The sequence below is a fragment of the Halorientalis pallida genome (assembly GCF_004118325.1).
In the GTDB taxonomy this organism is placed as follows: domain Archaea; phylum Halobacteriota; class Halobacteria; order Halobacteriales; family Haloarculaceae; genus Halorientalis; species Halorientalis pallida.
On record NZ_RDFA01000002.1, the window covers coordinates 649,428 to 672,272 of the forward strand.

29 protein-coding genes and 1 tRNA gene are annotated in these 22,845 nt (G+C 66.0%); 20 read left to right on the plus strand and 10 right to left on the minus strand.

Annotated features, from left to right (window positions below):
- Positions 1-67 precede the first annotated feature (67 nt).
- From EAF64_RS08530 to EAF64_RS08550, 4 genes are all read left to right on the plus strand, one after another.
- Positions 68-140 (plus strand) — tRNA-Pro (locus tag EAF64_RS08530).
- 332 nt (positions 141-472) lie between these two features.
- Positions 473-1,276: a group I intron-associated PD-(D/E)XK endonuclease gene (locus tag EAF64_RS08540; protein ID WP_129068544.1), complete on the plus strand. Its 804-nt coding sequence runs from the start codon at positions 473-475 to the stop codon at positions 1,274-1,276.
- A 391-nt stretch (positions 1,277-1,667) separates the two neighbouring features.
- Positions 1,668-1,889 (plus strand): type II toxin-antitoxin system HicB family antitoxin, encoded by a 222-nt coding sequence (locus EAF64_RS21795; RefSeq protein ID WP_129068545.1) that lies wholly within the window; start codon positions 1,668-1,670, stop codon positions 1,887-1,889.
- 87 nt (positions 1,890-1,976) lie between these two features.
- Positions 1,977-2,222 (plus strand): type II toxin-antitoxin system HicA family toxin, encoded by a 246-nt coding sequence (locus tag EAF64_RS08550; RefSeq protein WP_129068546.1) that lies wholly within the window; start codon positions 1,977-1,979, stop codon positions 2,220-2,222.
- A gap of 195 nt (positions 2,223-2,417) precedes the next feature.
- Here EAF64_RS08550 and EAF64_RS08555 read toward each other — a convergent pair whose 3' ends face one another.
- The 3 genes from EAF64_RS08555 to EAF64_RS08565 form a co-directional block, all read right to left on the minus strand.
- Positions 2,418-2,867, minus strand: a complete 450-nt coding sequence (locus EAF64_RS08555) for a PIN domain-containing protein (protein ID WP_129068547.1) — start codon at positions 2,865-2,867, stop codon at positions 2,418-2,420.
- Positions 2,864-3,094: an antitoxin VapB family protein gene (locus EAF64_RS08560; RefSeq protein WP_129068548.1), complete on the minus strand. Its 231-nt coding sequence runs from the start codon at positions 3,092-3,094 to the stop codon at positions 2,864-2,866. The genes EAF64_RS08555 and EAF64_RS08560 overlap by 4 nt, the downstream gene beginning before the upstream one ends.
- 117 nt (positions 3,095-3,211) lie before the next feature.
- Positions 3,212-3,481 carry a hypothetical protein gene (locus tag EAF64_RS08565; RefSeq protein WP_129068549.1) on the minus strand — a complete coding sequence of 90 codons (270 nt, stop codon included), beginning with the start codon at positions 3,479-3,481 and terminating at the stop codon, positions 3,212-3,214.
- 88 nt (positions 3,482-3,569) lie between these two features.
- On the opposite strand from EAF64_RS08565, the gene EAF64_RS08570 reads away from it, so the two are divergent.
- Positions 3,570-3,902: a thioredoxin family protein gene (locus EAF64_RS08570; RefSeq protein WP_129068550.1), complete on the plus strand. Its 333-nt coding sequence runs from the start codon at positions 3,570-3,572 to the stop codon at positions 3,900-3,902.
- Here the strand turns inward: EAF64_RS08570 and EAF64_RS08575 are convergent, their stop codons facing one another.
- Positions 3,903-4,610: a hypothetical protein gene (locus EAF64_RS08575; protein WP_129068551.1), complete on the minus strand. Its 708-nt coding sequence runs from the start codon at positions 4,608-4,610 to the stop codon at positions 3,903-3,905.
- A 213-nt stretch (positions 4,611-4,823) separates the two neighbouring features.
- Positions 4,824-5,027: a hypothetical protein gene (locus tag EAF64_RS08580; protein ID WP_129068552.1), complete on the minus strand. Its 204-nt coding sequence runs from the start codon at positions 5,025-5,027 to the stop codon at positions 4,824-4,826.
- A 159-nt stretch (positions 5,028-5,186) separates the two neighbouring features.
- Here EAF64_RS08580 and EAF64_RS08585 point away from each other — a divergent pair, with 159 nt between their 5' ends.
- The 8 genes from EAF64_RS08585 to EAF64_RS08620 all read left to right on the plus strand — a co-directional run bounded on the left by EAF64_RS08585 (position 5,187) and on the right by EAF64_RS08620 (position 13,643).
- Entirely contained in the window at positions 5,187-9,200 is a 4,014-nt protein-coding gene (locus tag EAF64_RS08585; protein ID WP_129068553.1) for an LAGLIDADG family homing endonuclease, read from the plus strand.
- Between the two features lies 1 nt (position 9,201).
- Positions 9,202-9,507 (plus strand): DUF7854 family protein, encoded by a 306-nt coding sequence (locus tag EAF64_RS08590; RefSeq protein WP_129068554.1) that lies wholly within the window; start codon positions 9,202-9,204, stop codon positions 9,505-9,507.
- Positions 9,508-9,572: 65 nt separating this feature from the next.
- Complete coding sequence (locus EAF64_RS08595; protein WP_129068555.1) at positions 9,573-10,166, plus strand: DUF7504 family protein; 594 nt, start codon at positions 9,573-9,575, stop codon at positions 10,164-10,166.
- Positions 10,167-10,218: 52 nt separating this feature from the next.
- Positions 10,219-10,557, plus strand: coding sequence for a DUF7855 family protein (locus EAF64_RS08600; protein ID WP_129068556.1), 339 nt, complete (start codon positions 10,219-10,221; stop codon positions 10,555-10,557).
- Entirely contained in the window at positions 10,554-11,369 is an 816-nt protein-coding gene (locus EAF64_RS08605) for a DUF7856 family protein (protein WP_129068557.1), read from the plus strand. The genes EAF64_RS08600 and EAF64_RS08605 overlap by 4 nt, the downstream gene beginning before the upstream one ends.
- A gap of 31 nt (positions 11,370-11,400) precedes the next feature.
- Positions 11,401-12,195, plus strand: a complete 795-nt coding sequence (locus EAF64_RS08610) for a DUF7857 domain-containing protein (RefSeq protein WP_129068558.1) — start codon at positions 11,401-11,403, stop codon at positions 12,193-12,195.
- Complete coding sequence (locus EAF64_RS08615) at positions 12,192-12,875, plus strand: MinD/ParA family ATP-binding protein (RefSeq protein WP_129068559.1); 684 nt, start codon at positions 12,192-12,194, stop codon at positions 12,873-12,875. Before EAF64_RS08610 ends, EAF64_RS08615 begins: the two co-directional genes overlap by 4 nt.
- A gap of 27 nt (positions 12,876-12,902) precedes the next feature.
- Positions 12,903-13,643, plus strand: coding sequence for a hypothetical protein (locus EAF64_RS08620; RefSeq protein WP_129068560.1), 741 nt, complete (start codon positions 12,903-12,905; stop codon positions 13,641-13,643).
- A gap of 24 nt (positions 13,644-13,667) precedes the next feature.
- Here the strand turns inward: EAF64_RS08620 and EAF64_RS08625 are convergent, their stop codons facing one another.
- A complete protein-coding gene (locus tag EAF64_RS08625) occupies positions 13,668-14,528 on the minus strand; it encodes a transcription initiation factor IIB (RefSeq protein ID WP_129068561.1) in 861 nt (286 codons plus the stop codon).
- Positions 14,529-14,723: 195 nt separating this feature from the next.
- Here EAF64_RS08625 and EAF64_RS08630 point away from each other — a divergent pair, with 195 nt between their 5' ends.
- From EAF64_RS08630 to EAF64_RS08645, 4 genes are all read left to right on the plus strand, one after another.
- Positions 14,724-15,230, plus strand: coding sequence for a DUF7858 family protein (locus EAF64_RS08630; protein ID WP_129068562.1), 507 nt, complete (start codon positions 14,724-14,726; stop codon positions 15,228-15,230).
- A 61-nt stretch (positions 15,231-15,291) separates the two neighbouring features.
- Positions 15,292-15,744, plus strand: coding sequence for a pyridoxamine 5'-phosphate oxidase family protein (locus EAF64_RS08635; protein ID WP_129068563.1), 453 nt, complete (start codon positions 15,292-15,294; stop codon positions 15,742-15,744).
- A 55-nt stretch (positions 15,745-15,799) separates the two neighbouring features.
- On the plus strand, positions 15,800-16,729 hold the full coding sequence (locus tag EAF64_RS08640; RefSeq protein ID WP_129068564.1) for an NAD(P)H-binding protein: 930 nt from the start codon (positions 15,800-15,802) through the stop codon (positions 16,727-16,729).
- On the plus strand, positions 16,729-17,448 hold the full coding sequence (locus EAF64_RS08645; RefSeq protein WP_129068565.1) for a DUF7530 family protein: 720 nt from the start codon (positions 16,729-16,731) through the stop codon (positions 17,446-17,448). Before EAF64_RS08640 ends, EAF64_RS08645 begins: the two co-directional genes overlap by 1 nt.
- On the opposite strand, the gene EAF64_RS20915 is transcribed toward EAF64_RS08645, so the two are convergent.
- The 3 genes from EAF64_RS20915 to EAF64_RS08655 all read right to left on the minus strand — a co-directional run bounded on the left by EAF64_RS20915 (position 17,426) and on the right by EAF64_RS08655 (position 20,107).
- Positions 17,426-17,599, minus strand: a complete 174-nt coding sequence (locus tag EAF64_RS20915; protein WP_172824889.1) for a DUF5786 family protein — start codon at positions 17,597-17,599, stop codon at positions 17,426-17,428. The two genes, EAF64_RS08645 and EAF64_RS20915, sit on opposite strands and share 23 nt — an antisense overlap.
- Before the next feature lie 98 nt (positions 17,600-17,697).
- Positions 17,698-19,692 carry a beta-propeller domain-containing protein gene (locus EAF64_RS08650; protein ID WP_129068566.1) on the minus strand — a complete coding sequence of 665 codons (1,995 nt, stop codon included), beginning with the start codon at positions 19,690-19,692 and terminating at the stop codon, positions 17,698-17,700.
- Between the two features lie 127 nt (positions 19,693-19,819).
- The gene (locus EAF64_RS08655) at positions 19,820-20,107 is read right to left on the minus strand and encodes a DUF5789 family protein (protein WP_129068567.1); all 288 of its coding nucleotides are present in this window, start codon (positions 20,105-20,107) and stop codon (positions 19,820-19,822) included.
- Between the two features lie 107 nt (positions 20,108-20,214).
- On the opposite strand from EAF64_RS08655, the gene EAF64_RS08660 reads away from it, so the two are divergent.
- The 3 genes from EAF64_RS08660 to EAF64_RS08665 all read left to right on the plus strand — a co-directional run bounded on the left by EAF64_RS08660 (position 20,215) and on the right by EAF64_RS08665 (position 21,783).
- The gene (locus EAF64_RS08660) at positions 20,215-20,988 is read left to right on the plus strand and encodes a PHP domain-containing protein (protein ID WP_129068568.1); all 774 of its coding nucleotides are present in this window, start codon (positions 20,215-20,217) and stop codon (positions 20,986-20,988) included.
- Positions 20,989-21,050: 62 nt separating this feature from the next.
- A complete protein-coding gene (locus EAF64_RS20920; RefSeq protein WP_175452767.1) occupies positions 21,051-21,215 on the plus strand; it encodes a DUF6757 family protein in 165 nt (54 codons plus the stop codon).
- A 100-nt stretch (positions 21,216-21,315) separates the two neighbouring features.
- Positions 21,316-21,783 (plus strand): cupin domain-containing protein, encoded by a 468-nt coding sequence (locus tag EAF64_RS08665; protein ID WP_129068569.1) that lies wholly within the window; start codon positions 21,316-21,318, stop codon positions 21,781-21,783.
- Positions 21,784-21,862: 79 nt separating this feature from the next.
- Here EAF64_RS08665 and EAF64_RS08670 read toward each other — a convergent pair whose 3' ends face one another.
- Complete coding sequence (locus EAF64_RS08670) at positions 21,863-22,354, minus strand: hypothetical protein (RefSeq protein WP_129068570.1); 492 nt, start codon at positions 22,352-22,354, stop codon at positions 21,863-21,865.
- Positions 22,355-22,845: the final 491 nt, after the last annotated feature.

Below are 22,845 nucleotides of genomic sequence, written 5' to 3' on the forward strand. Positions count from 1 at the left end.
AGCAAAAACGTTCAGGCCCGTACCGCAACGAAACGCTTACCTCCGGGCGTCGGCGATTGATGGGTATGGGACCGTGGGGTAGCTTGGTAACCTTTGGCGTTTGGGACGCCATACCCCCGGTTCAAATCCGGGCGGTCCCATTTTCTGCGCTTTCAACCGACGAACCCCGATTTTAGTCCTCTTCGTCACAGACGACGGATTCCAGTTCCGCGAACAGAGTTGGATGGTTCTCCCGAAGAATTTCGACATCTCTGGGTAACTCCTCTCTGATCCGCCGTCGGACTCGTGAAATCGATTCGTGACGGCGCTGCTCGTTCTCCACATCGCCGGCGATGCGTTTTCGCTCAGTCTCAGTCAGTAACGCACGCGACATTTTTTGAGTGATTTTCTCGGATGGTTATAGACCGAATGGTTGCAACATTACGCAACTTTATAATAGACGCCGAACAATTAGTTACTGAGGGGACAGCAAATGGAGACACACCTACGGGGTGATGCGACTGAAGCCACAGTCATTGCTGAACTGAAACGCCGTGCAATTCCAGTTTCCAAACCGGTTGGCGATAACGAACGATACGACATATTGGTCGAAACACCGGAAAACCGGATTCTCAGGGTTCAGATCAAAACTGGCCGGCTAACCGACGGCAAAATCGACTTTCACACCCGATCACAGCACACGAATTCGGCTGGCAATTCGTACGAGAAGTACGAAGGTGACGTGGACTACTTCTTCGTCTACACCCCGGAACTGGAGACGATCCACGTCGTCGGTGAGCGGGAGTTCGATTCCTCGATGAAACTCAGAGTCGAGGAACCAGAGCAGGTTCACCATACGATCAACTGGGCGGAGGAGTACGAATTCGACGGGCGCTGGCCGCCGCAACCGGACGATTGTAACCACAAAATGCGAGACCAGATAGTCGATACTGTCGCAGCCGAGCTGAAAGGACAAGAACTCTCGGTCGCTCGTTCGCTGAATCTCGACGAGTGCGACTTACTCGTCGAACCGGATGATGGCCAGTTCCAGCGGATTACTGTGACACCTGGCTGGCTGAGAGATGGGTGTGTGACGTTCGATCCCGACTCCACAGACAGAGAAAGGATAGACTGGTTTGTAGTCTATGCTGCCGAGATCGAGACCTGCTATCTCGTCTCTTCGGAAGAATTCGACAGGTCGATTTCGCTCCGTGTCGATGACGACGTGCAGAATCGCCCGCAGATCAACTGGGCCGAGGAGTACGAACTCGCTTCGCGTGTTGACCACCTCATCTGAAATCGCTCGCTATTCCGTTCCTTCTTACTTCCTCACCGCGCTGGAAGCTTTCTAGCCCTCGCTGGTGAACTGGAGTGCGGTACTGGCGAAGTTGAGGCCCATGAACTAGAAACTGATGAGTCCCGTGGCGATAGCCGACGAGAGCACGAACAGCGGGCTCACTACAACGTCGTCGAGATCGAATTTGGCTTGCATCGTGGGACTGTTGGCAGTGAGACGACAGTCGCACGTCTAAGTAATGTGGCAAAAGTGAGGGTACAGGGACTTCCAGGCTTAGACCGGGCAGAATAACTGAAATCGTTTCCCCCAGCAACCATGATGACCATGGCGACCACGTCGACCACGTCGACAAGGGGAAAGTCCTAACCTTTCTCGTCGTGTGGGTACACGCATGGGAACGACGCCTCGGGCTCCGGATGAAAGCGGGACAGTCACTGTGTTCGAGAGTGACGGCCTCATCGTTGCCCGAGATGAAGAAACGGGAGTAGCGAGCCAGGGAGATACAAAACCAGAGGCTTTAGCAAACTTGGCAGAAGCGCTTGATCTTCATTCTCGCCCCGCTCCTGACAACGAGGACTTCCAAGAACCAGACGCACCCTGGTTTGACGATTAAGTCTTCTGACGGTACGTACCCTTTCGCGTAGCTCACTTCCACCCCGCGTTGCGAACCTTCTTGGGGAGCCCCCTCTTTCCGCTATTTGTGTCGCGACGGACGTACTCCGGGAGAGAAATCGTGAAAGCCCTGGACGAGTGGGGATACAGACGTGTGGACCAGTCCGGTAGTCACGTCAAACTCCGCTACATCCATCCGGATACTGGAGAGAGACGGACGGTCATCGTCCCTATGCATGACGAGGTCGCGACCGGAACGCTACGTGAAATCGCAGACCAATGCGAAGCAAAGGATTTTCAGAAGTTTCTGGACGCCATCGAGGACCTTGTTTAAATGCGAAGAATCGGATGCTGTGCGAGTCCAAGGGGTCGCACGTCGAGATTCCGACGATCCGCGATATGCACACGAGCCGGCGAGGGACGTGTGCATACTCGGCCGAACTTGATCGACTGTCTGGGGTAACCGAGACGGTCGGTCAGGAGAATCGGCTGGGCTATATGAATGAGATCGGTTGCAGTGCCCCACTGACTACGCCGCCGTATTCACGAGAACCCGCGACGACGAGTCTGCATCAACGATACGTTCGACACTGACACCGGGGATCGTGTCGAAGTGTGCGTCACCGGCGAGAACGGGTTCGTCCCGCTCTATCGCAGTCGCAGCGATGGTCGCGTCTCCCTTTCCGATGCCAGGCTCCTCGCCGTCGGCTGCATCGGCGAGTCGTTCACCGAGTAGTCGCCCGGCGCGACGGGCGATGCTGGGGGTCGTCTCCACGAGCGGGTAGGAGTCGAGGATGGCCTCGACCTGCTGTCGTTCCTGCTGGGTGCTGGCGACCTTCCCGACGCCGATGTACAACTCCAGGACCGTCATCGCCGGGATGACCAGCGGGACGCCAGCCGCTTCCAGTTTCTTCTCTTTCGAGACTGCGGCGTCGAGGCCGTCGATGACGTCCAGCACGAAACTCGTATCGACGATCATTCGAACCGTTCCGCGACCTCGCGAACCTCGTCTCGGTCCTGCTCGTCGGCCGTGTCGATGGCCTCGCGCATCTCCGCCACCTGCTCGTCGTCGAACACCTCGCGGAGTTCGCGGAGCGACCGGCCACCGATCAGTCGCTCGACCGCATCGCTGAACGACTCGTCGTCGCGTTTGTTCGCCTTGAGTCGCTCGTAGACGTGGTCCTCGACACGGATCTGGTGCGACATCCCTTGTTGGCAGTGTTGACGCTCCGGCAGAAGCAACGTGGGGGTCGTCACTGGCCTGCCGAGAACGGGGTGTCGAGGTCATCACCGAACCGGGCCGACGCCACGCCGCCGAACCACTCACGCCTCGATCTTCGCGACGATTTCCTCGGCGATCTCGCGGGCGTTCGCCTCGTTCGCGGCCACGCCGACGGGAACCAGAACGCTCTGGACGAGCCAGTCGTCGTCGCCCTCGCGGTCGCCGGTCCGGACTTCACTGCCCTCGGCAACGGAACTGGCGGCCTTTGCGGCCCAGTCGGGGGTCCGGATCGCGTCGAACGCGTCGGGGTCGCGGTAGCGGACGTGGACGAAGTCGTCGGTGGTTTCGACGGCGGAGATGGTGGGGCTCATAGCTCGGGCTCGGCCGGCGTGAGCAAAGAGCGGACTGCCGGCAGGTGCAGGCCGCGGAGGCTAAACGGCTCGAACCCCTCGGTAGAGCATGAGCGAACAGACGGAGAATCGGCCGGTACACTTGGCCGATGCCGACGAACTGGACGGGTTCGTGGCCGACCACGACCGTGCACTGGTAGAGTTCTACACCGAGGGGTGTGCGATCTGTCAGAGCATGGAGCCGGTGCTGAGTAACGTTGCGCGAGCGACGGGTATCCCGGTCGGGGTGGTGAATCCCCGCGACGATCCGCCACTCGTCGACCGGTTTCGGGTGCAGAGCGTCCCGGTGCTGGTCGTGTTCGAGGACGGTGAGCCGGTTGCACGGAAGGCGGACGGGTTCGTGGGCGCGGACGACCTCGTCGGGTTCGTCGAGACGGCCTGATTACCGCCGGAGGAGGCGGCGGACGATTTCGAGGCGGTCGGGTGCGACCGTCGCATCCTCCAGGTGGGTCTGTACGTCGGTGAACGCGGCCCGGCGCTCGCTCCGCGCGCCTCTGGTGCCGGCCTCGGCGGCGGCTTCGAGGTCGACGGCGGCGACCGAGATGGTATCAGAGACGCGGGTCAGGTCGTCGATGGCGTCGGCCACCGGGGCCGGTGCGGTCAGCGACGACAGGGTTTCGCTGGCGGGGTCGAGTTCGGTGCCGACGGTCCCGAGGGTCTGCTCGGCGTCGAGGTACTGTTCGCCGAGGTAGGCGTCGCCGCCCTGCCTGAACGCGTCGAAGCCGCGCTTGATCTTCGCGAGCGCGTCGGGGAGCGTCTCGAAGGCCGAGACCGCTCGCCGTAGCTGGTCGACTTTCGCCGAGTAGGTCTCGCCGTCGAGTTCGTCGAGGGCGGCCGCGTCCGTGGCGGTCGTCTCGCTCTCGATGGCATCGAGGTGGTCGGCGGCCGACGCCTGATTCTCGCGCATCGTGCCGAGCGAGCCCGAGATGATACCGGTCTGGTCGGCGAAGAGGCGGCCGACGACGTACTCGAACTCGCCGGAGGCGTCGCCGAGCGCTTTCTGACAGCGCACGCCCTGCTCGAGGAACGTCGCGACTCGCCGGAGACGCCGAGCGGCGGTTATATGGTCACCGCCCGCGCGGCGTGGCATCTCTCCGAGGGAATCCCGGGCCACGCCGACGTGATCGGTTATCTGAGAGACGCTGACGTCGGCCGAGACGGTAACGTCGACGAGGGTCGCGTCGGCGGGACCGGCGAAGCCGACGTAGTTCGCGTGGGCCTTCCCGAGTTTCGTCCGCGCCTTCGAGAGCAGTTCCGCGGCTTCGCGTTCGGCCCGGGTGGGTTCGTCCGTCGTCTCGGTCGGTTAGGTCGGCTCGGTCTCGGTCGGTTCGGTCTCGGTCGGCTCGTCGGTCGTCGGTGGCGATTTGGGCGGTGCGTCGGGACCTCGGGGCGTGTCGTCGGTCTCGGTCTCTGCCGGGGTGTCTTCGGGACCGAGCAGCGGGATCGACTCCGAACAACCGGCCGCGAACCCGGCACCGACTGTCGCGAGGAGGGTACGACGGCGCATCACTTCGGGGATGTGTGGTCGTCGTGTTAACTCTACCTATCCGACCGATTCGGCCGCACAGGCCGCGGCAGACCGGTGATCCGGCGGTCCGGGCGGCGTTCACCTCCACCCCGCGTTGCGAACCTTCTTAGGCGAGTGGGCACAACCCGGTGACGACAGATGGCGCGCGCGGAGGACACGGAAATCATCGATCTCTTCGAGGAGTTCTACCGCAACTACTACCGCAACGAGATCGGCGAACTCGCCCAGAAGTACCCCAACGACCAGAAGTCGCTGTACGTCGACTGGGAAGACCTCTACCGGTTCGATCCGGATCTGGCCGACGACTTTCGCAACAAGCCCGGTCAGATACAGGACTACGCCGAGGAGGCACTGCGGCTGTACGACCTGCCCGTCGACGTGAAACTCGGGGGTGCACACGTCCGCGTCACGAACCTGCCCGAGACGACGGGTATTCGGGACATCCGTGCCGACCACCGCGGGAAACTCATCGCCGTCACCGGCATCGTCCGCAAGGCCACAGACGTGCGCCCGAAGGTGACGAACGCCGCTTTCGAGTGCCAGCGCTGTGGCACGCTCACCCGCATCCCACAGTCCGCCGGCGACTTCCAGGAACCCCACGAGTGCCAGGGCTGTGAACGCCAGGGGCCGTTCCGCATCAACTACGACCAGTCCGAGTTCGTCGACGCCCAGAAACTCCGCGTCCAGGAGAGCCCCGAAGGGCTCCGGGGCGGCGAGACGCCCCAGAGCATCGACGTGAACATCGAAGACGACATCACCGGCCGGGTGACCGCCGGCGACCACGTCCGGGTCAGCGGCGAACTCAACCTCGATCAGCGGACCAACCAGCAGGAGAAGTCGCCCATGTTCGACGTGTACATGGACGGCTCGGCCGTCGAGATCGAGGACGAGCAGTTCGAGGACATGGACATCACCGACGAGGACAAGAAGGAGATCGTCGCCCTCTCGGAGGAAGACGACATCTACGAGCAGATGGTCGACTCCATCGCCCCCTCGATCTACGGCTACCGCCAGGCCAAACTGGCGATGATCCTTCAGCTCTTTTCCGGCGTCACGAAGCACCTCCCCGACGAATCGCGGATTCGGGGCGACCTACACATGCTACTTATAGGGGACCCCGGGACGGGGAAGAGTCAGATGTTGCAATATATCCGAGAGATCGCGCCACGTTCCGTTTACACGTCAGGTAAGGGGTCGTCCTCAGCAGGTCTGACGGCGGCGGCTGTCCGCGACGACTTTGGTGACGGTCAGCAGTGGACACTGGAGGCTGGCGCACTCGTACTCGCCGATCAGGGCATTGCGGCGGTGGACGAACTCGACAAGATGCGCTGTGTGACCGGCGACACGCTGGTTCACCTCGGTGACGGGCGCATTTGTCGTATCGGCGAACTGGCGAGCGAAGCGTCCGAAGACGGTCAGATAGAGGAACTCTCGAACGGGCGAACGATCAGAGATCCCGATCTCGACGCGTGGACGATGACCGACGACGGGCAATTGGTCCGCCGACCGGTGACGGCGATTCACGAGTACGATGCGCCCGAAGAACTGACGCGAGTGACGCTCCAGAGCGGAGAGCGACTGACTGCGACCGAGGATCATCCGTTCTTCGTCTTCGAGGACGGGGCGCGAGTCGAGAAGCCAGCGGGAGACATCGAACCGAACGATTGGGTCTACGTCCCACGCCAGCTATCCGAAACGACGACAGATGGTGGTGTCGCGACGGCTGCAGACCCATCAATGGATACGAAGTCTCAAGTTTCCCCGCCACTTGCTGCCGTTCTCGGTTACCTTTCCGGCGATGGAAACCTCTACTATAATCGGGATGAGGGTGTCTACGGAATTCGGTTTACCAACGCCGAAGAGGAACTGCTGGTAGACTTCGAACGAGTCTGTCGCGACGCCTTCGACACGCAGTCGGTTCGACCGGTAAGTGAGCAGCGTGATGACGGCGTCGAGACGGTTCGAGTGCCCGGAAAAGAGTACGCCGATGCGGTACTCGACGCCGGTATGAATCTCGAAACGTATGAGGGGAAACGTCTTCCCGAAGGCGTTTCCACGGCCGGGAGGCCTGCGAAAGCTGCATTCATCCGCGCGCTCGCCGATAGCGAGGGAACGGTCGACGACAGGAACGTGAAGATCTACTCGGCCAGTTACGAACTCCTCATGGGGACGAAACATCTCCTCATGGAGTTCGGAATTTCCAGCCAGATTCAGACACGCGAACGGGGCGGGCGCCGGGACCTCTACGTGCTGGCGATCACTGACGCCGAGTCGCTCGCCGCGTACGATCAGTACGTCGGCTTCACGCTCGACAGGAAACAACGGTCTCTTGACGAGGTGGTCGAGACCGTTTCGGGGGACCAGACGATTCTCGATGTGGTCCCGGATATCGGTGATCTGCTCGGGAAGATACGAGAATCGCTCCGCCTCCACCAGTCGGAGTGTGGTCTCGTCGATTCGACCTATTGCAACTTCGAGAACGGCGATGCCAACATCTCCCTCCGTGCGGCCCGGTCGGTTCTGGAATCGTTCAGAGAGCGCAAGCAGCAGGCACAGACCGACAGGCACCGCATCGAAAACGCCGACTGGTCGCAGCTAACGGAGCTGCGAGAACGGTACCACGTCTCCCAACAGCAGATCGCAGACGGAACACGATATAGCCAGCAGCAAGTGTCGCGACTGTGGGGGAGCAATGAGGCACTTCGGGAATGTGTGCGCGAGCGCCTCTCGGAGTTTGTCACTGTCGTCGCAGAGACTGATTTGAGCGGACTGCAATCCCTGGTTTACGGCGACGTGAAGTGGCGAAAAGTCCAGACGACCGAGACAGTTTCGTCTACGAACGCTAACGAGGACCGGATCAGTCTGCAGAAACAGCAACTCGCAAATCTACTGGGTTGTGGCACCGATACAGCTGAACAGCGCGCTCGTCAGCTATTGTCCGCCGAGCCGGCAACCGAGACGTGGGACGATCTGAATTCCGCACTCGACACGTACGGAATTTCGTATCAGGATATTGGACGCGATCTCGGTGTCGCCGGATCGACGATCTCTCGCTGGTTCAACGGGGTCGTTGAAACGGATCGTATCGATGACGTTCGCCAGACTGTCGAGGATCGAATCGCCCAAACCCGCGACGAAGCGACCGAATTGCTCGACACCATAGAAACCAATCGAGAACCGAAAGTGCACGACCTGACTGTTGAAGGGACACATAACTTTGTTGCCAATGGCATGGTGGTCCACAACTCAGAGGACAGGTCCGCTATGCACGAAGCCCTCGAACAGCAGAGCATTAGTGTCAGCAAGGCAGGAATTAACGCCACACTGAAAAGTCGCTGCTCACTTCTCGGTGCGGCCAACCCGAAGTACGGTCGCTTCGACCAGTACGAGCCGATCGCCGAGCAGATCGACCTCGAACCCGCGCTCATCTCACGCTTCGACCTGATCTTTACGGTGACGGACAAGCCCGACGAGGAGGAAGACCGGAACCTCGCGGAACACATCCTGACGACCAACTACGCGGGGGAGTTGAACACCCATCGGCGGGAGACGAGTGCCTCGGACTACACCGAGGAGGAAGTGTCGCGGGTCACCGACGAGGTCGCCCCGGAGATCGACGCGGAACTGCTTCGGAAGTACGTGGCCTACGCAAAGCGAAACGTCTTCCCGACGATGACGGAGGAGGCCAAAGCCGAGATCCGGGAGTTCTACGTCGACCTGCGCTCCCAGGGGACCGACGAGGACGCGCCGGTGCCGGTGACGGCCCGGAAACTGGAGGCGCTGGTGCGACTGGCGGAGGCCAGTGCCCGAATCCGCCTGTCCGATACGGTCGAGGTCCACGACGCCCAGCGGGTGATCGAGATCGTCCAGCGCACCCTGGAGGACATCGGGATGGACCCGGAGACGGGCGAACTCGACGCGGACGTGATCGAGACGGGGACCTCCAAGAGCCAGCGCGACCGGATCAAGAACCTGAAGACGCTGATCGCCGACATCGAGGACGAGTACGACGAGGGTGCGCCGGTCGAGCGGGTGCTCGAACGCGCCGAGGAAGCCGGGATGGAGCGGTCGAAGGCCGAACACGAGATCGACAAGCTCAAACAGAAAGGCGAAGTGTACGAGCCCCGCAACGACCACCTCAGGACGACCTAAGATGGACCGGATCTCGGCGCTACGGAACCTCGAAGACGCCCTCGAGTCGTTCGAGGACGGTGAGACGGACCTGGAAGGGCTGGAGCAGGACGTCCGCGGCATTCTCCGGACGTACGCGACGGAGTTCGAGGGCGAGTTGGCGGCCTATCGGGTCAGCAGTCCCGAGCGCGTAGCGGGCGCGGTCGTGATGGCGACCGGTGAGCGGGACGCCCGTGAGCGCGTCCAGTCGCTGTTCGATGGGATCTCCGACGGGACGGTCGGTATCGACCGCGTTGCCGACGTCGAGGCCGGACGGCCACGCGAGTAGACAACACCCGAAGGATTTTAGCAGGGTCTCGCAAATAGGGTGATAGAGCGCCGGTGACAGCCGAGATGTCAGACATCAACGAGCGAATCGGAGATGCCACGACGGTCATGTTCGGCGCGCCATCGATGAGTAGTGGGGCCGACGGGACCTGCGTCGACCTGCTCACACAGGACGCGCCCGGTGAGGTGAGCGTCCTGTGGGTGTCGTTCACCAAGCCGGCAGCGGCCTGCCTCGACCGCTGGCGGTCGGCTCACGACACGGACCCGGCAGACTTCGGCGTGATCGTCGTCGGCGAGACGGTCGGCGGTGGCAACACCGACATCGACCCGCAGGCCGTCCAGACGATCTCGAACGCCAGCGACCTCACCGGCATCGGCATCAAGGTCGGGGAGTTCATCTCGGGACGAGACGAGCAGATCGCGGTCTGTTTCGACTCGCTGACCGCTCTGTTGCAGTACGTCGATCTGGAGACTGCCTACGAGTTCCTCCACGCGCTGACCGGCCAGCTGTACTCGGTCGGTGCCACGTCGCACTTCCACATCGACCCGAACGCGCACGATCAGCAGACCGTCGACACACTCCTCTCGCTGTTCGACGCCGAAGTGCGACTCGACGAGGACGGAACCGCTAGCGTCCGGACCCGCGAGCTCGTCGGGTAACCCATCGGCCGATTCAGATACTTTTTTGACGTGTTGGGCTGGCGATTCGTCTGTGCTGTTGGTGGTCACCTACTCCCGGGCGGCCCGGCAGACGCTCCGGAACGCGTGTGAGGCCCACGAGGAGACAGTCGTGCGCCGGTTCGGCCGCGCGGCGCTGTTCGAGGAGACCGAGTTCGGCGCCTTTCTCGCCGTCCGGCTCCGGGCGGAGTACGGTGTCGACGTCCAGGTCGAGCGGACGGAACCGCTCAACGAGTTCGAGACGGTCCCCGACGAGGTCCGCGAAGCCGCACGGGCCTACGCCGACCGGGAACACGCCAGCACGCCGTACGCGAAGTTCGCGACCGGCGACGACCATCCCGAGCCGGCGGCGATGAAAGACCGCGAGCTATGAGGGTCGACGACGGAGAGACGGTTCGCTCGGGCCGCGTCGTCGACGCCCGCCACTTGGACCTGTCGCGGACCGAGGTCGTCGCGGCCATCCGGGGGGACGCCGCGGGCGTCACCGTCGAGTGTCCCGAGCCGGGTCCCGCACACGAGCGGGTCGGTGACGTGCATCCGGCACTGTCCGTCTCGATTCGGGGGGTACTCGCCGCGGCGGCGCGTTCTCGGGGCCACACGGTGCCACAGGACGACCGGATCGCCGAAGTCGAGTCGGAACTGGCCGACGTGACGGTCCCAGCGGCGTCGACGCGACCGGCGCGGGCAGACGTGGCCGACCGGGCGGACGACGTCGAGCGCCTCGACGAGCGGGTGGCGGAGTTGCGCGGGCGGGTGCAGGCACTCCGCGAGCGCGACGCCGAGGCCGACGAGGCGGAAGCCGAACTGGCGGCGGCCATGCGGGACCTCACGGAGGCCCAGACAGAACTGATCGCCGCCCGCGAGCGCCACGACGCGGCGACCGAGACTGCCCGGGCGGCACGGGACGCCCGCGAGCGACGGATGGAACTGGAAGACAGACTGGCGAACCTCCGGCGGGCGGCCCGTGAAGCTCTCGCGGACGCCATCGCCGAGGAGTACCGGGACGCGGTCGCGGCCGCGCCGTGGGCGACCCCGGCCGACCCGTTCGAGGCTGGTGACGTGACGGCGGCGCTGGCGGCGGCCCGGGTCGCCGACCTGTGCGCGCCGGTCGTCCTCTCCTGTGATCACTTCGCCGACCCGACGACGGCGGCCGATTGGCTGGACGCCGCGGTCCTTCGGCTGTAGTTTATGTGCCAGGCCGGGACCAGTCCGTCCCATGGTGACGCTCTCCTGCACCGCGTCGCGCGAGAACGGCGTGACGCTCGTGACCGGTCGCGTCGAGAATTCCGGCGACGCCCGCCGCGTCCGACTGACGAGTCGCCTCGACGGCCCGCTCTATCCGCCGCGTCGTCAGGGCGTGCCCGCCGAGGGGTGGGACGAGGACGGGCTCGAGTGCGTCCTGGCGGCCGAGGAGGTTCGGCCCCTGGGTTTCGCGAGTCCGGCACCGCCGACCGATCCGCCGCTGGCAGTGGCGGAGACAGAACCAGTCGACCCCGACGACGGCGGCGTCGAGCCGCGAGTGGCAGTCCCGACCGTCGAGTCGACGGCCGACGGCGTCGTCCGGGCGCTCGGTGCGCCCCGGCCGCCGCGGGACGCGGTGCCGACGCCCGCCAGTGGGACATCGCCGGAGTCCCGGGATGCCGAACCGAACCCGCGCGAGTCCGGCGACACCGGGCTATCGCCGGTCGCGGAGGAGCTCGACGGTGGCGACGGGGCCAAAGTGGCTCGCGACACGGCTGACGCGAAACCCGAGGACGCGCCGGGCGGAGCGGCGCTGGACGCCGTCGCGGTTCGCATCGAGACCGCCGAACGGCTCTCGACGGCGACGCGGCTCCCGGAGGCAACCGAGGCACTCCGGAATATCGGTGGGATCGCCGGCGCTCGCGACCTGGAGGCACAGCTCTCCCGGGACGCCGAGCGGCTGTCGCGACTAGCGACCCGGGCGTCGGACCTGGCCGAGCGGGCCGAGGCGGCGACGGTGCCGGTCGAGCGGCTGGACCGGGTCCGATGATCCTGGCGGTCACCGGCGGGAAGGGCGGCGTCGGGAAGTCGACGGTGGCGTACAACCTGGCGGCGGCGCTGGACGCCGTGGTCGTCGACGCGGATCTGGGGATGGCGGACCTGCCGGCCGCTCGCGGCCCCGACCTCCACGACGTCCTCGCCGGGCGGGCAGACCCGGTCGAAGCAGTCCGGGAGAGAACACCCGTCGCCATCCTCCCGTGCGGGCGCTCGCTGGCGGGCGCGCGGGCAACCGAGCCGACCCGGCTGGTCGCGGCCGTCGAGTCGGTCGCGGCCGAGTACGGGCGAGTGGTCGTCGACTGTCCCGCGGGACTTGGCGGGGACGTGGGACTGGGGCTCTGCGCTGCCGAGGCCTGCGTGCTGGTGACGACGCCGGCCGAGTCGGCGGTCGCCGACGCAGTTCGGGCCCGGGCGCTCGCGCGGGAACTGGACGCCGGGTTGGCCCGGATCGTGCTGAACCGGGCCACCGATCAGGAGACGGCCGACGCGCTCGCCCGGGAACTCGGCGCGCCGGTGACGACGGTCCCGGAATCGGTGGCGCTGGCCGACGCGCAGGACCGGGGGCGGTCGGTCCTCGCAGTCGCACCGGAGAGCACCGCAGCGGCGCGTATCGAGGCACTGGCCGAGGGGGTACGGACGACACTTCGGTCGGCGACGAATCCGGGAGGTTAATTCGGGACGGCCGTGTCGGCCACAGGCATGGCTGGTGACGAGTTCCGGGTCGAGGTGAAGCCCTCTGCTATCGACCGGAACTCCGCGGTCGCGGAGCTGGTCGCCACCGCGGGCGAGTGGCTATCGTACGCCGGCGAGGGGGACGCCCGCGCCCAGGCGGCCGAGCTGACGCGACAGGGGGAGAGTTCGGTCCGGATCCAGGCGGTCGCACCGCAGGACGACACCGACGCCGACGCGTATCTCGTCGGCGGCAGTCGTACCAGGGCGACGATCCCGGCGGCCGCGCCCGACGACGGGTGGCAGTTCGGCGTCGACGCGAGCCAGTACCGCGCGCTGGGCGAAGCCCTGCTCACGGCGGGCGACGGGACGACCCGCCCGCTGGCGCTGTACGTGCGCCACGATCTGGAACTCGACCCGGAACGGTCGCTGTCGATCGACGTGGACGAGTCCCCGCCGCCAGTGACGAAACCCGGGACGCCTGGGCGTTGGCAACCCGACTGTGCCCTGTCGGTCGAAATCGCCGGACGGACGGTGGCGCGGTACCGCTGTGAGATCGAGACCGGGGGTGGATCGCTCGAACGATCCCAGCGGGAACTGATCGAGTACGCCGCCCGCGAGACGCCGGTGATCTACGCCCGCGTCGACGTCTCCGGTCTGCCCCGGGAGTACGAAGTCTCCTTCGAGCAGTTCGGCTCCACGTCGCGGGACACGCCGACCGACTCGGCCCAGCGCTCGCTCGACGACTGGTCGGAGCGCGACGAGGGGTAACCGGGGTCCCTGCGACCGGATCCGTCACTCCTGCAGGTCCTGATAGGTCGACCGCAACGTCACCGGCGTGACCCCTGCAGTCTCGGCTGCCTGGGCCTGCGTGAGGTCACACTCGAGTTCTCTCGCGGCGAGATAGAGACAGCCGGCGGCGACACCCGAGGGGTCACGGCCCGAGATCAGCCCGCGCTCCCGGGCGGCGTCGACGAGCGTGTCGGCCCGGCGTTCGACGGCCTGTGGGAGATCGAGTCTGCTGGCGAAACGGGGCAGGTACTCCGCGGGGTCGATGGGGCCGGTCGGGAGGCCGAGGTCGCGATTGAGTGCGTCGTAAGCCGCGGTGAGTTCGGATTCGGAGGCGCGGGCGGCCTCGACCACTTCGTCGAGCGTCCGCGAGACCGAGGTGGTCCGGCAGGTCGCGTAGACGACGGCCGCAGTGAATCCCTCGATGGAGCGGCCACGGAGCAGGTCTTCGCTCTGGGCGGACTCGAAGAGGATGCAGGACTGATCGCGGACGTGGTCGGTCAGGTCGAGCGCGCTGACGAGCCGGCGGATCTCGCCGAAGGCGTACACGCGGTTGCGCTCGGCCTTGGACTTGATGCGGGACCGGTTGTGCTGGCGGCGCAACCGCGCGAACCGACGGCGCTTGCGCCCCTTGAGACGAGTCGACCGGCCGATCTCCGTGGTGAGACCACGGTCGTGGCGCGAGCGCGTCAGCGGCGCGCCGGTCCGCTCTTTTTCGGTCTCGTCGTCCGCGAAACTCCGCCACTCGGGCCCGTGATCGATGGTTTCCTCCGCGACGACGAGCCCACATTCGCCACACACCGTTTCGCTCTCGCCCTCGCGGAGTCGACCGTCACACTCCGGACAGGACTGCGTTGACGTAGCCATCTTACAGTCGAAGGTTGGCCCGCGACCACTATTTAAAGAACGTCCGAACGGCCCGGAACCGCCCGAGACCGGCCGGACGAACGTACCGGTAACCGGTACGCTCTGGTCGGGCCGGCGGCGGGAGGCGGCGGCGTCACGGGGCTCGCTCGTTCATTTTCACGAACGTTTATTGGGGAGATGGCAGAACCACCGCCTATGGGGTTGTCGGACATCGCCGCGGGGGTGGAGGTGACCACGGAGCAGCGGGACCGCGGCGTGGCGACCGTCGACGAGACCGACGCGGACCTCCCAGAGCGCCTGGCCGATCACGCCGACACACTCCCCTGTGAGCCGTCCGTGGCGGCGACCGTCGTCGAGGTGTACGCCGAGGGCCGTTCCATCGATACGGCGGCCAGCGTCGCCGAGGTGGCGCCGACGACGGCCGCGAAGACGCTGCACCTGCTCGGCGAGCAGGTGTCCCCGCTCGGGCCGACCGGTCGCGAGGTCGTCCGTGACTGGTTGGACGCGAGGCTCTCGCGGACGGAGGCGATGGAACTGGCGGGGGCGAGCGAACAGGCGTTCGCGCTGGCGGCCTACGTCGAGACCCACGAGCCGATTCCGGAGGCGCGGGAGGCCGTCGCGGCGACGCTCTCGCGGGGGCTCGGCGGCGAGGAACCGCTGGACGAGGCGATGAGCAACGTCACTGACCTCCGCGAGTCGTAGATACGTCGCCGATCTGGGGGGTCGGGGTGGCTTTTTGCGGTGTCACGTGGACCGACGATACATGAGTGCAATTCGCACGGTCGAACTGGCGGGTGACGCTCGAGACGAGTTCCTGGGGACCGGTGGCACCGGTGTGCTGTCGTTCGCGGTCGAGACGGGGGCGCCCTACTCGGTGCCGGTGTCGTACGGCTACGACGCGACCGACGGGACCGTCTACTTCCGACTGGGATTCGTCGGCGACGGGCGGAAGGCCGAACTGGTCGAGGACGAGCCGCCGGTCTCGTTCGTCACCTACGGCGAGCGGGGCGGGCAGTGGCACAGCGTCGTCGTGACGGGGCGGCTCGAAGAGATCACGGAACCGGAGATCGGCTCGGCGGCCGCCGAGGGGCTCCAGCGTGTCGACATTCCCCTCGTCGACGTCTTCGAGCGCGATCCGGAGGAGGTACAGTTCCGCTTTTTCCGGCTCGACGCCGACAGCGTGACCGGGCGGCGGGAAGCGCCCAGCGAGCGGTGAGGGGTGGCCGAGTTCGGCGGACCCATTAAGACCGCCCGACCCCTGGTAGTGGGATATGCGTGTGCTGGTGACCGGTGTGACGGGCTTCGTCGGCGGCCACCTCGTGCCTTCGCTCCTGTGGGCCGACCACGACGTGTCGGTGCTCGTCCGGGATCGTGAGGCCTACGACGAGCCCGAGGGGCTGTCGGTCTTCGAGGGGAACCTGCTCGAACCCGGGAGTTTCGACGAAGCGCTCGGGGGAGCCGAGGCGGCGTACTACCTGGTCCACTCGATGCGGGCGGGGCCGGACTACGCCGAACGGGACCGGCGAGCGGCGACGAACTTCGTCGCGGCGGCCGACGACGCCGGCGTCGAACGGGTACTCTACCTCGGCGGACTGGGCGAGGAACGCGACCGGCTCTCCGAACACCTCCAGTCACGGCGGGAAGTCGAACACATCCTCGCGGACGCGGACTTCGCGCTGACGAGTCTGCGGGCGGCGATCATCGTCGGCGACGGGAGCGCCAGTTTCGAGATGGTCCGGCAGTTGGCGGTTCGCCTGCCGGTGATGGTCACGCCGCAGTGGGTCGACACGCCCTGCCAACCCATCGCCATCGACGACGTGGTGACGTATCTGGTCGAGGTCCTCGACGTGCCCGAACTCGCCGGGCGGACGGTCGAGATCGGTGGCCCGGCGGTCATGAGCTACAAGGAGGTGATGGCCCGGACGGCCGAGATCGTCACCGGTCGGCGACCCGTGATCGTTCCGGTGCCAGTGCTGACGCCGAAACTCTCGGCGTACTGGGTGACCCTCGTTACCGACGTGCCCCGCTCCGTCGCCCACCCGTTGATTCTGGGGCTCAAAAACGCCGTCGTCGTGCAGGACGACAGCATCCGGCAGTACCTGCCCATCGAGTTGACACCGTTCGAGACGGCGGTGCGGCGGGCGGTCGGCGACGGTGCCGCCACCCCCGAACCGAAGTCGATCGCCGCGGGGGAGCGCTGATGGACGTCGAATACGGGGAGACCTGGACGTACGAGAGCATCGTCGGAGCACTACCGGGCATCGACGTCTCGACGCGCGCGGCCGTCGTCATCCAGTTTCTCGTCTTCGAGGTCGCAGTCCTCGTGCTGGCGGCGATCTACGACCTCTGGGTGGCGGCCGCCGCGGGCACCGTCGCGGTCGTCGTCGCGAGCGCCGGCAGCGTCGAGATGCTCCGGATCAGCCGGTTCGTCCGCGGTGAAGCCGTCCCCGAGAGCTATCGCCGCCTGCTGTTCGGGTCCAGCGTCGAGGTCGTCCTCTCGGTGCTGGCCTACGTGGCGCTGATCACGCACCTGTTCGTGTACGACCCACGCTCCGGGACGCCACTGTTGACCACGCTGTTCGGCCCCGATCCGCCGATCCTCGTGGTCTACCTGGTCCTGCTGGTGCTGTGGGACGTCTGTTACCGCATCGGGACCGGCTGGTGGGCCAGCGTCGTGGGGCTGTGGCGCTCGGTGCGCTACCGGTTCGACCCGGGAACGGCCCAGGCGCTCCAGCGGGCCGACCTAGAGACCATGGGCTTTGGCATCCTCCAGCTGGTGCTGGTTCCGTTTCTCGCCTCGTCTCCCATCCTCCGGACGGCCGTCATCGGGCACGTCGTCGCCGTCACCGTCGTGACTGGCGCGTCGATACTCCTCTTACGGGTCCGGACAGAAACAGCTACTCCGAGTTCATCTCCTTGAACTGGTCGAGCAGGTCCTCCGCGGACTCGCCGCTGTCGTACTCGACCTTGCCGTGGTAGTTCGTCCGCTCGTCGTCGAAGTCAGCGTCTACCTCGCTGTTTTTCCGCTCACGGCGCTCGTGCTCTTCCTCGTCGTAGGCTCCCATAGACATTGTTACTCACACCCACGATAGGCGGTAGCTGCCTATGAATGTAACGGTCAATAATAGAAGTAGTGACACGAACGGCGAGATCGGGCTCTTCGGGCCGGCTACGAGCCGTTGAGGTCGACGGTTCGCGTCCGGTTCCAGCGTTCTTGGTCGACCACGACCAGTTCGTCGCGGCCGAAGACGTACATGTAGTCGTCGACGTACATCGCGCGCAGCGCCGCGCCGTCGGTGTCGACCGTCGTCTCCAGCGAGAGCTCGCCGTCGCTGTAGCCGACGACCTTGCCGCCCTGTCCGGTCGGCAGGAAGAAGACCTCGTGGCGGCGGTCGAGCAGGAACGCGTGGTGCGTGTCCGAGACGGCCGACCAGCCCGCGCCGAACAGCTGGTCGTCGTCGATGGTCGGGTCCGAGGGGTCGGACACGTCGAACAGCACGGCCTTGACCTGGCCGTCCTCCTGGCCGATGCCGAGGACGTGGTTCTCGTCGATCGGGTGGAGATACGAGGAGAAGCCCGGGAGTTCCAGCTGGCCGACCTCGTCCGGATCGCTGGGGTCCGACACGTCGACGACGTGGAAGGGGTCGATCCGCCGGAAGGTGACGACGTAGGCGGTGTCACCGACGTACCGGACGGCGAACACCTCCTCGTTCAGGCCCATGCCTTTCGCGGCACCGAGTCGCTCCAGACTGTCGGCGTCCAGCGTGTAGAGGTCGTTGGCCGACTGCGCGCTGCCAGCGGCCGGCACCGTCGTCGTGATGCGGAGCGTTCCCTCGTGTTCCGAGAGGGCGAACTGGTTCAGCGGTCGACCCGGCACCGTCCCGACGGTCTCGACGGTGAGGTCGGCGTCGCCGACGCCGACCTCGACGATGCCCGTCGTGAGCAGGTCGCGCTGGTGGTCCGCGAGGTACGACCGGTAGTCGTCGCGGATCTCGCTCGCCACACGCTCGCGCTCCGATCGGTCGAGGGCGGCGAGGTACTGTTCGAGGATGCGGTTGGCCTCCCGCTCTTTCGAGGTGGCGGAGATGTTGTAGCTCTCGATCTCTTCGAGCCGGTCGACCGCCCACGCCGGGAGTCGGCCGGACTGTCGCTCCAGGAGGAAGTCGACGCGGAGCGCCCCGCGCTCGCTGCGCTCGGTGTAGGTCACGTACAGCGACTGGTTGGACATGTAGACCGCCGTGTTGTCCTGCGTGCCGACGAAGCCGATCGCGTCACCGACCGCGCCGCTCTCGGCGTCGAGCGCGAGCGCCGAGTAGGTGGCGTCGACCGGTACCTGTCGCGTCGGGCGATAGATGTCGTCACAGGCGATGGCCGCCTCGCTGCCCAGCGGTTCCACTGGACAGGGATCGTCGACCGACACCGACGATCGCGTGACGAGGTAGAGCCGCCCGTCGCGTTCGCGCGCAGTGACGACCTCGTCCGCGACCGGACGGGTCCAGACCTGCGTCGGTTCGGCTGGATCGCTCACGTCGTAGGCCCGCACCGTGTCGTCCGCGATCGCCACGAGCGTATCGTTGACCTGCAGCAGTCGACCGCTCGCGTCGATCGACCCGATCTCCTCGGGTGCCCCGGGCCGATCCGCCGAGAGGACGTGCGTCCCGGCACCGCCAGGCGCCGGTCGCCGCGACTCCTCCCACGGCTCGAACCGCCGGGGCTGTGGCGCGTAGTAGACGTGCCGTCCGCCGGTCTTCAGTATGTCCGGCTCCTGGAGGCCGGCCACCTGAACGTTCGTGTGCGAGACGCGTTCGGGCGCGCTTTCGCCGCCAGCGCTGCCCGAGGCGGCACCGCTCTCGGCGGCGTCGGTCCGTGCCGGCATGGGCTGGTCGACGGTTGGCTCTCCCCGGACAGGAGTCGGCTGGGCCGTGAACTGGACGCGTCGCGCCCGGAACGGTGCCTCCACCGCCGCGAGCCGCTGGCCGCGCTGGACGTACGCCGCGACCGCCGCTTCACTCTCGAACTGTACTATCTTCGCGTCGTCGCTGTCGTTCACCGCGTCCGCCGGCGGGCGCGTGGTGTCACCGCCGAGCGCCAGCACCCCGGCGATTACGACGGCGCCGAGGACGACGACCGCGAGACTCGCCCCGAGGAGTCGGGTCCGTTCCATACCGACGACTCCCGTAGCCGAAATAACGGTTGTATCGTTGACTCAAAGGGGCGTTTGACTCTTCGGACGCTACGGAGACTGACGACTCACGAACCGTCGAGAGCGGCCGTCGACGACGCCCGACGTGTCAGAACGAGACCTGGTCGTGGCCGTCCTCGCCGAGACAGGACGGGTCGCGGTCGCTGTATCCCTTCCGCCCGATGGCGTTGCTGCTGACGGCCGACAGCGTCGCCAGCCGCAGGTCCTCGGCCGTCTCGAAGGTCTCCGTTTCGAGTCGCCCCAGCACGTCCCCCAGCTGTTCGTCGCCGTTGGGCAGTTCGAGCTCGATGTCCCCGTACTCCTCGATGACTTCCTCTGTTGTCGCCGGGTACGCGTGTGCACCGATCCGGTCGTCCAGCCCACTCAGTAGTCGCATATGCACAAATCCTTCAGGGTCGTTCATAAACGTTCTCTATCGAGTCTTCTAGTGGCATTAAGGACCACGACCACAAGCGGGATGCGGTCGGGGGACTCAGCGCCGGCATGGTCGTCGCGGATTTACACGTCCACACGACGCGCTCGGACGGGACGCTGACCCTCGAGGCGGTGCCGGAGGCGGCCCGCTCGGCTGGTGTCGAAGTCGTGGCGCTGACCGATCACGACCGGATGCAGCCCGCACTCGACGCGCCCGTCACCGAGCGAGAGGGGATCACCGTGGTTCACGGGATCGAACTCCGGGTCGACGCGGGAGACCTGCGGGTCGACCTGCTGGGCTACGGCGTCGACCCGACGCCCGCGCTCACGGAACTGGTCGAAGCGATCCAGCGTGACCGCGCCGCGCGGGGCCGCGCCATCGTCGAGTGCGTCGAGGACCGACTCGGTGTGGCACTCGGCGTGGAACCGCGGCCGGGACTGGGCCGCCCGCACATCGCCCGCGCCGTCGAGGAGAGTCCCGCCGACTACGACTACCAGGACGCGTTCGACCACCTCATCGGCGACGACTGCCCCTGCTACGTCGCCAGGGACATCCCGACCTTCGAGCACGGCCGTGAGGTTCTGACCGAGGCCTGCGGCGTGGTCGGGCTGGCCCACCCGCTCCGGTACGAGGACCCCGACGCTGCGCTCGACCTGACGGCCGATCTCGACGCCGTCGAGCGCCACTACCCCTACGCCCACGACGCCGATCCGACGCCGGTCGACCGGGCTATCGAGGCCCACGACCTGTTCGCGACCGGCGGGAGCGACGCCCACGACGAGCAGTTGGGTCGAGCCGGGCTGGACCGGGCGGCGACCGAGCGATTGCTCGCCGCACTCTGACCGTCAGACGACCGGCTGACGAGTTCGCAGGGTTCAAAGCCGCGGCCGTTCTAGACGGTAGTATGCGGTGTCACTACTGCGACCGCGACGCGGACATCGCGGTCGAGAAAGACGGCGTCAAGGTGGGCGTGTGTGAGACGCACTTCCGCGAACAGATGGAATCGCTCGCGGACAGCGACGCCCTCGCCAACCTCGAAGAAGAACTCGACATCGACGGTCACGAGTAGAGCGTCCGGTAGTCCGACCACCAACCTCGCTGCCCTCCGGCCCGTTCGTCCGGCCGACGACGCTCCGTAGACTTTTGATCCTGCCCCGAGAAGCCCGCGTATGGACAGAGCAATCGTCGACGACCTCGACGACCGGATGGGGCCGGCCGAAACCAAGCGCAAAGTCGGCGACGCCCTCGGCACGACCGACATGGCGCTGAACTACTACGAACTGGCACCCGGCGACAGCTTCGGCTTCGGCTACCACCGCCACAGCGACCAGGAAGAAGTGTTCTACATCGCCGAGGGCACCGTCACCTTCGACACGGACGACGGCGAAATCACCGCGACCGCGGGCGAGGCCGTCCGCTTCGCCCCCGGCGAGTGGCAACTCGGGACCAACGACGGCGACGAGCGCGTGGTCGCGCTCGCCATGGGCGCGCCACAGGACATGGGCGAGACAGAGATGCTCCGCCACTGTGCCGACTGTGATGGGCAGACTGAACAGGATCTCGAACTCACCGACGACCGCGACGCTATTCTGACGATCTGTGCCGAGTGTGGCGCGGAGACCGGCCGGTTCGACTGACGGGTGGATCGCTGGCGCCCCTCGGTGCCTCGGCGACGACCGGAAGGCCGTGTTACCCGTCGGAGACCGACAAATTCCCCTACGAGCGCGGTTGGGCATTCGGTCGCCGAGCCCGCAGGCCGAGCCCGGAGAGAACGACCCCGACGAGGAAGACGCCGGTCGCGAGGTAGAGCGGCCCGAGGTGAGACACCCAGTCGTGCGCGAACAGATCGAAGTAGTGCATCGGGAGCGCAAAACCCAGTGCCACGACCGGCATCACGATCGCCGTCGCCCAGGCCCAGACCTGACCGCTCCGGACGCCGTACCAGGCGAGTGCCGCGACGCCGATGCCGGCGGCGATCAGGAGGCCCGAAACGGCCACGTGGAGGTGGTCGATGTAGCTGGCGATCGCCGGATTCGCGGCCGCCAGTTCGCCCGCCGTGACACCACCGAGCGTGTCGACCCCGAGTTCGAACCCCGACCCGAAGAACGTCCGGAAGAAGAACACGACCCCGTAGCCGACGAAGGCCAGTCCGGCGAGCGTCATCAACCCCGCGCCCGTTCCGAGCTTCGTCCCCGTCAGACGGTCCACGAGGCTCGCTTGCTATGAGTGTTGTTCACCCATCACAACCACCGCACGGGGCTACACCGCCGATTCGCATAATCGATTTGGACCCTCCGCTAACGCCTTCTTCCTGTCACGTACTCGCAGGTGACCGGTCCCGGCGACCAGGTCGGAGTGGGTCCGTGGACCGCCGTCGATCCGCGGCCGCGGCGCGGTCACCTGGTACGAACCCGGTCGCTGCCCGCGTTCGCACCGAACTCGCCCCGCTACCGCGTCACTCGTAGGCTGCGAACCCGGTCGCTGCCCGCGTTCGCACCGAACTCGCCCCGCTACCGCGTCACTCGTAGGCTGCGAACCCGGTCGCTGCCCGCGTTCGCACCGAACTCGCCCCGCTACCGCGTCACTCGTAGGCTGCGAACCCGGTCGCTGCCCGCGTTCGCACCGAACTCGCCCCGCTACCGCGTCACTCGTAGGCTGCGAACCCGGTCAGATCCTCCCCGAGAATCAGGGTGTGGATG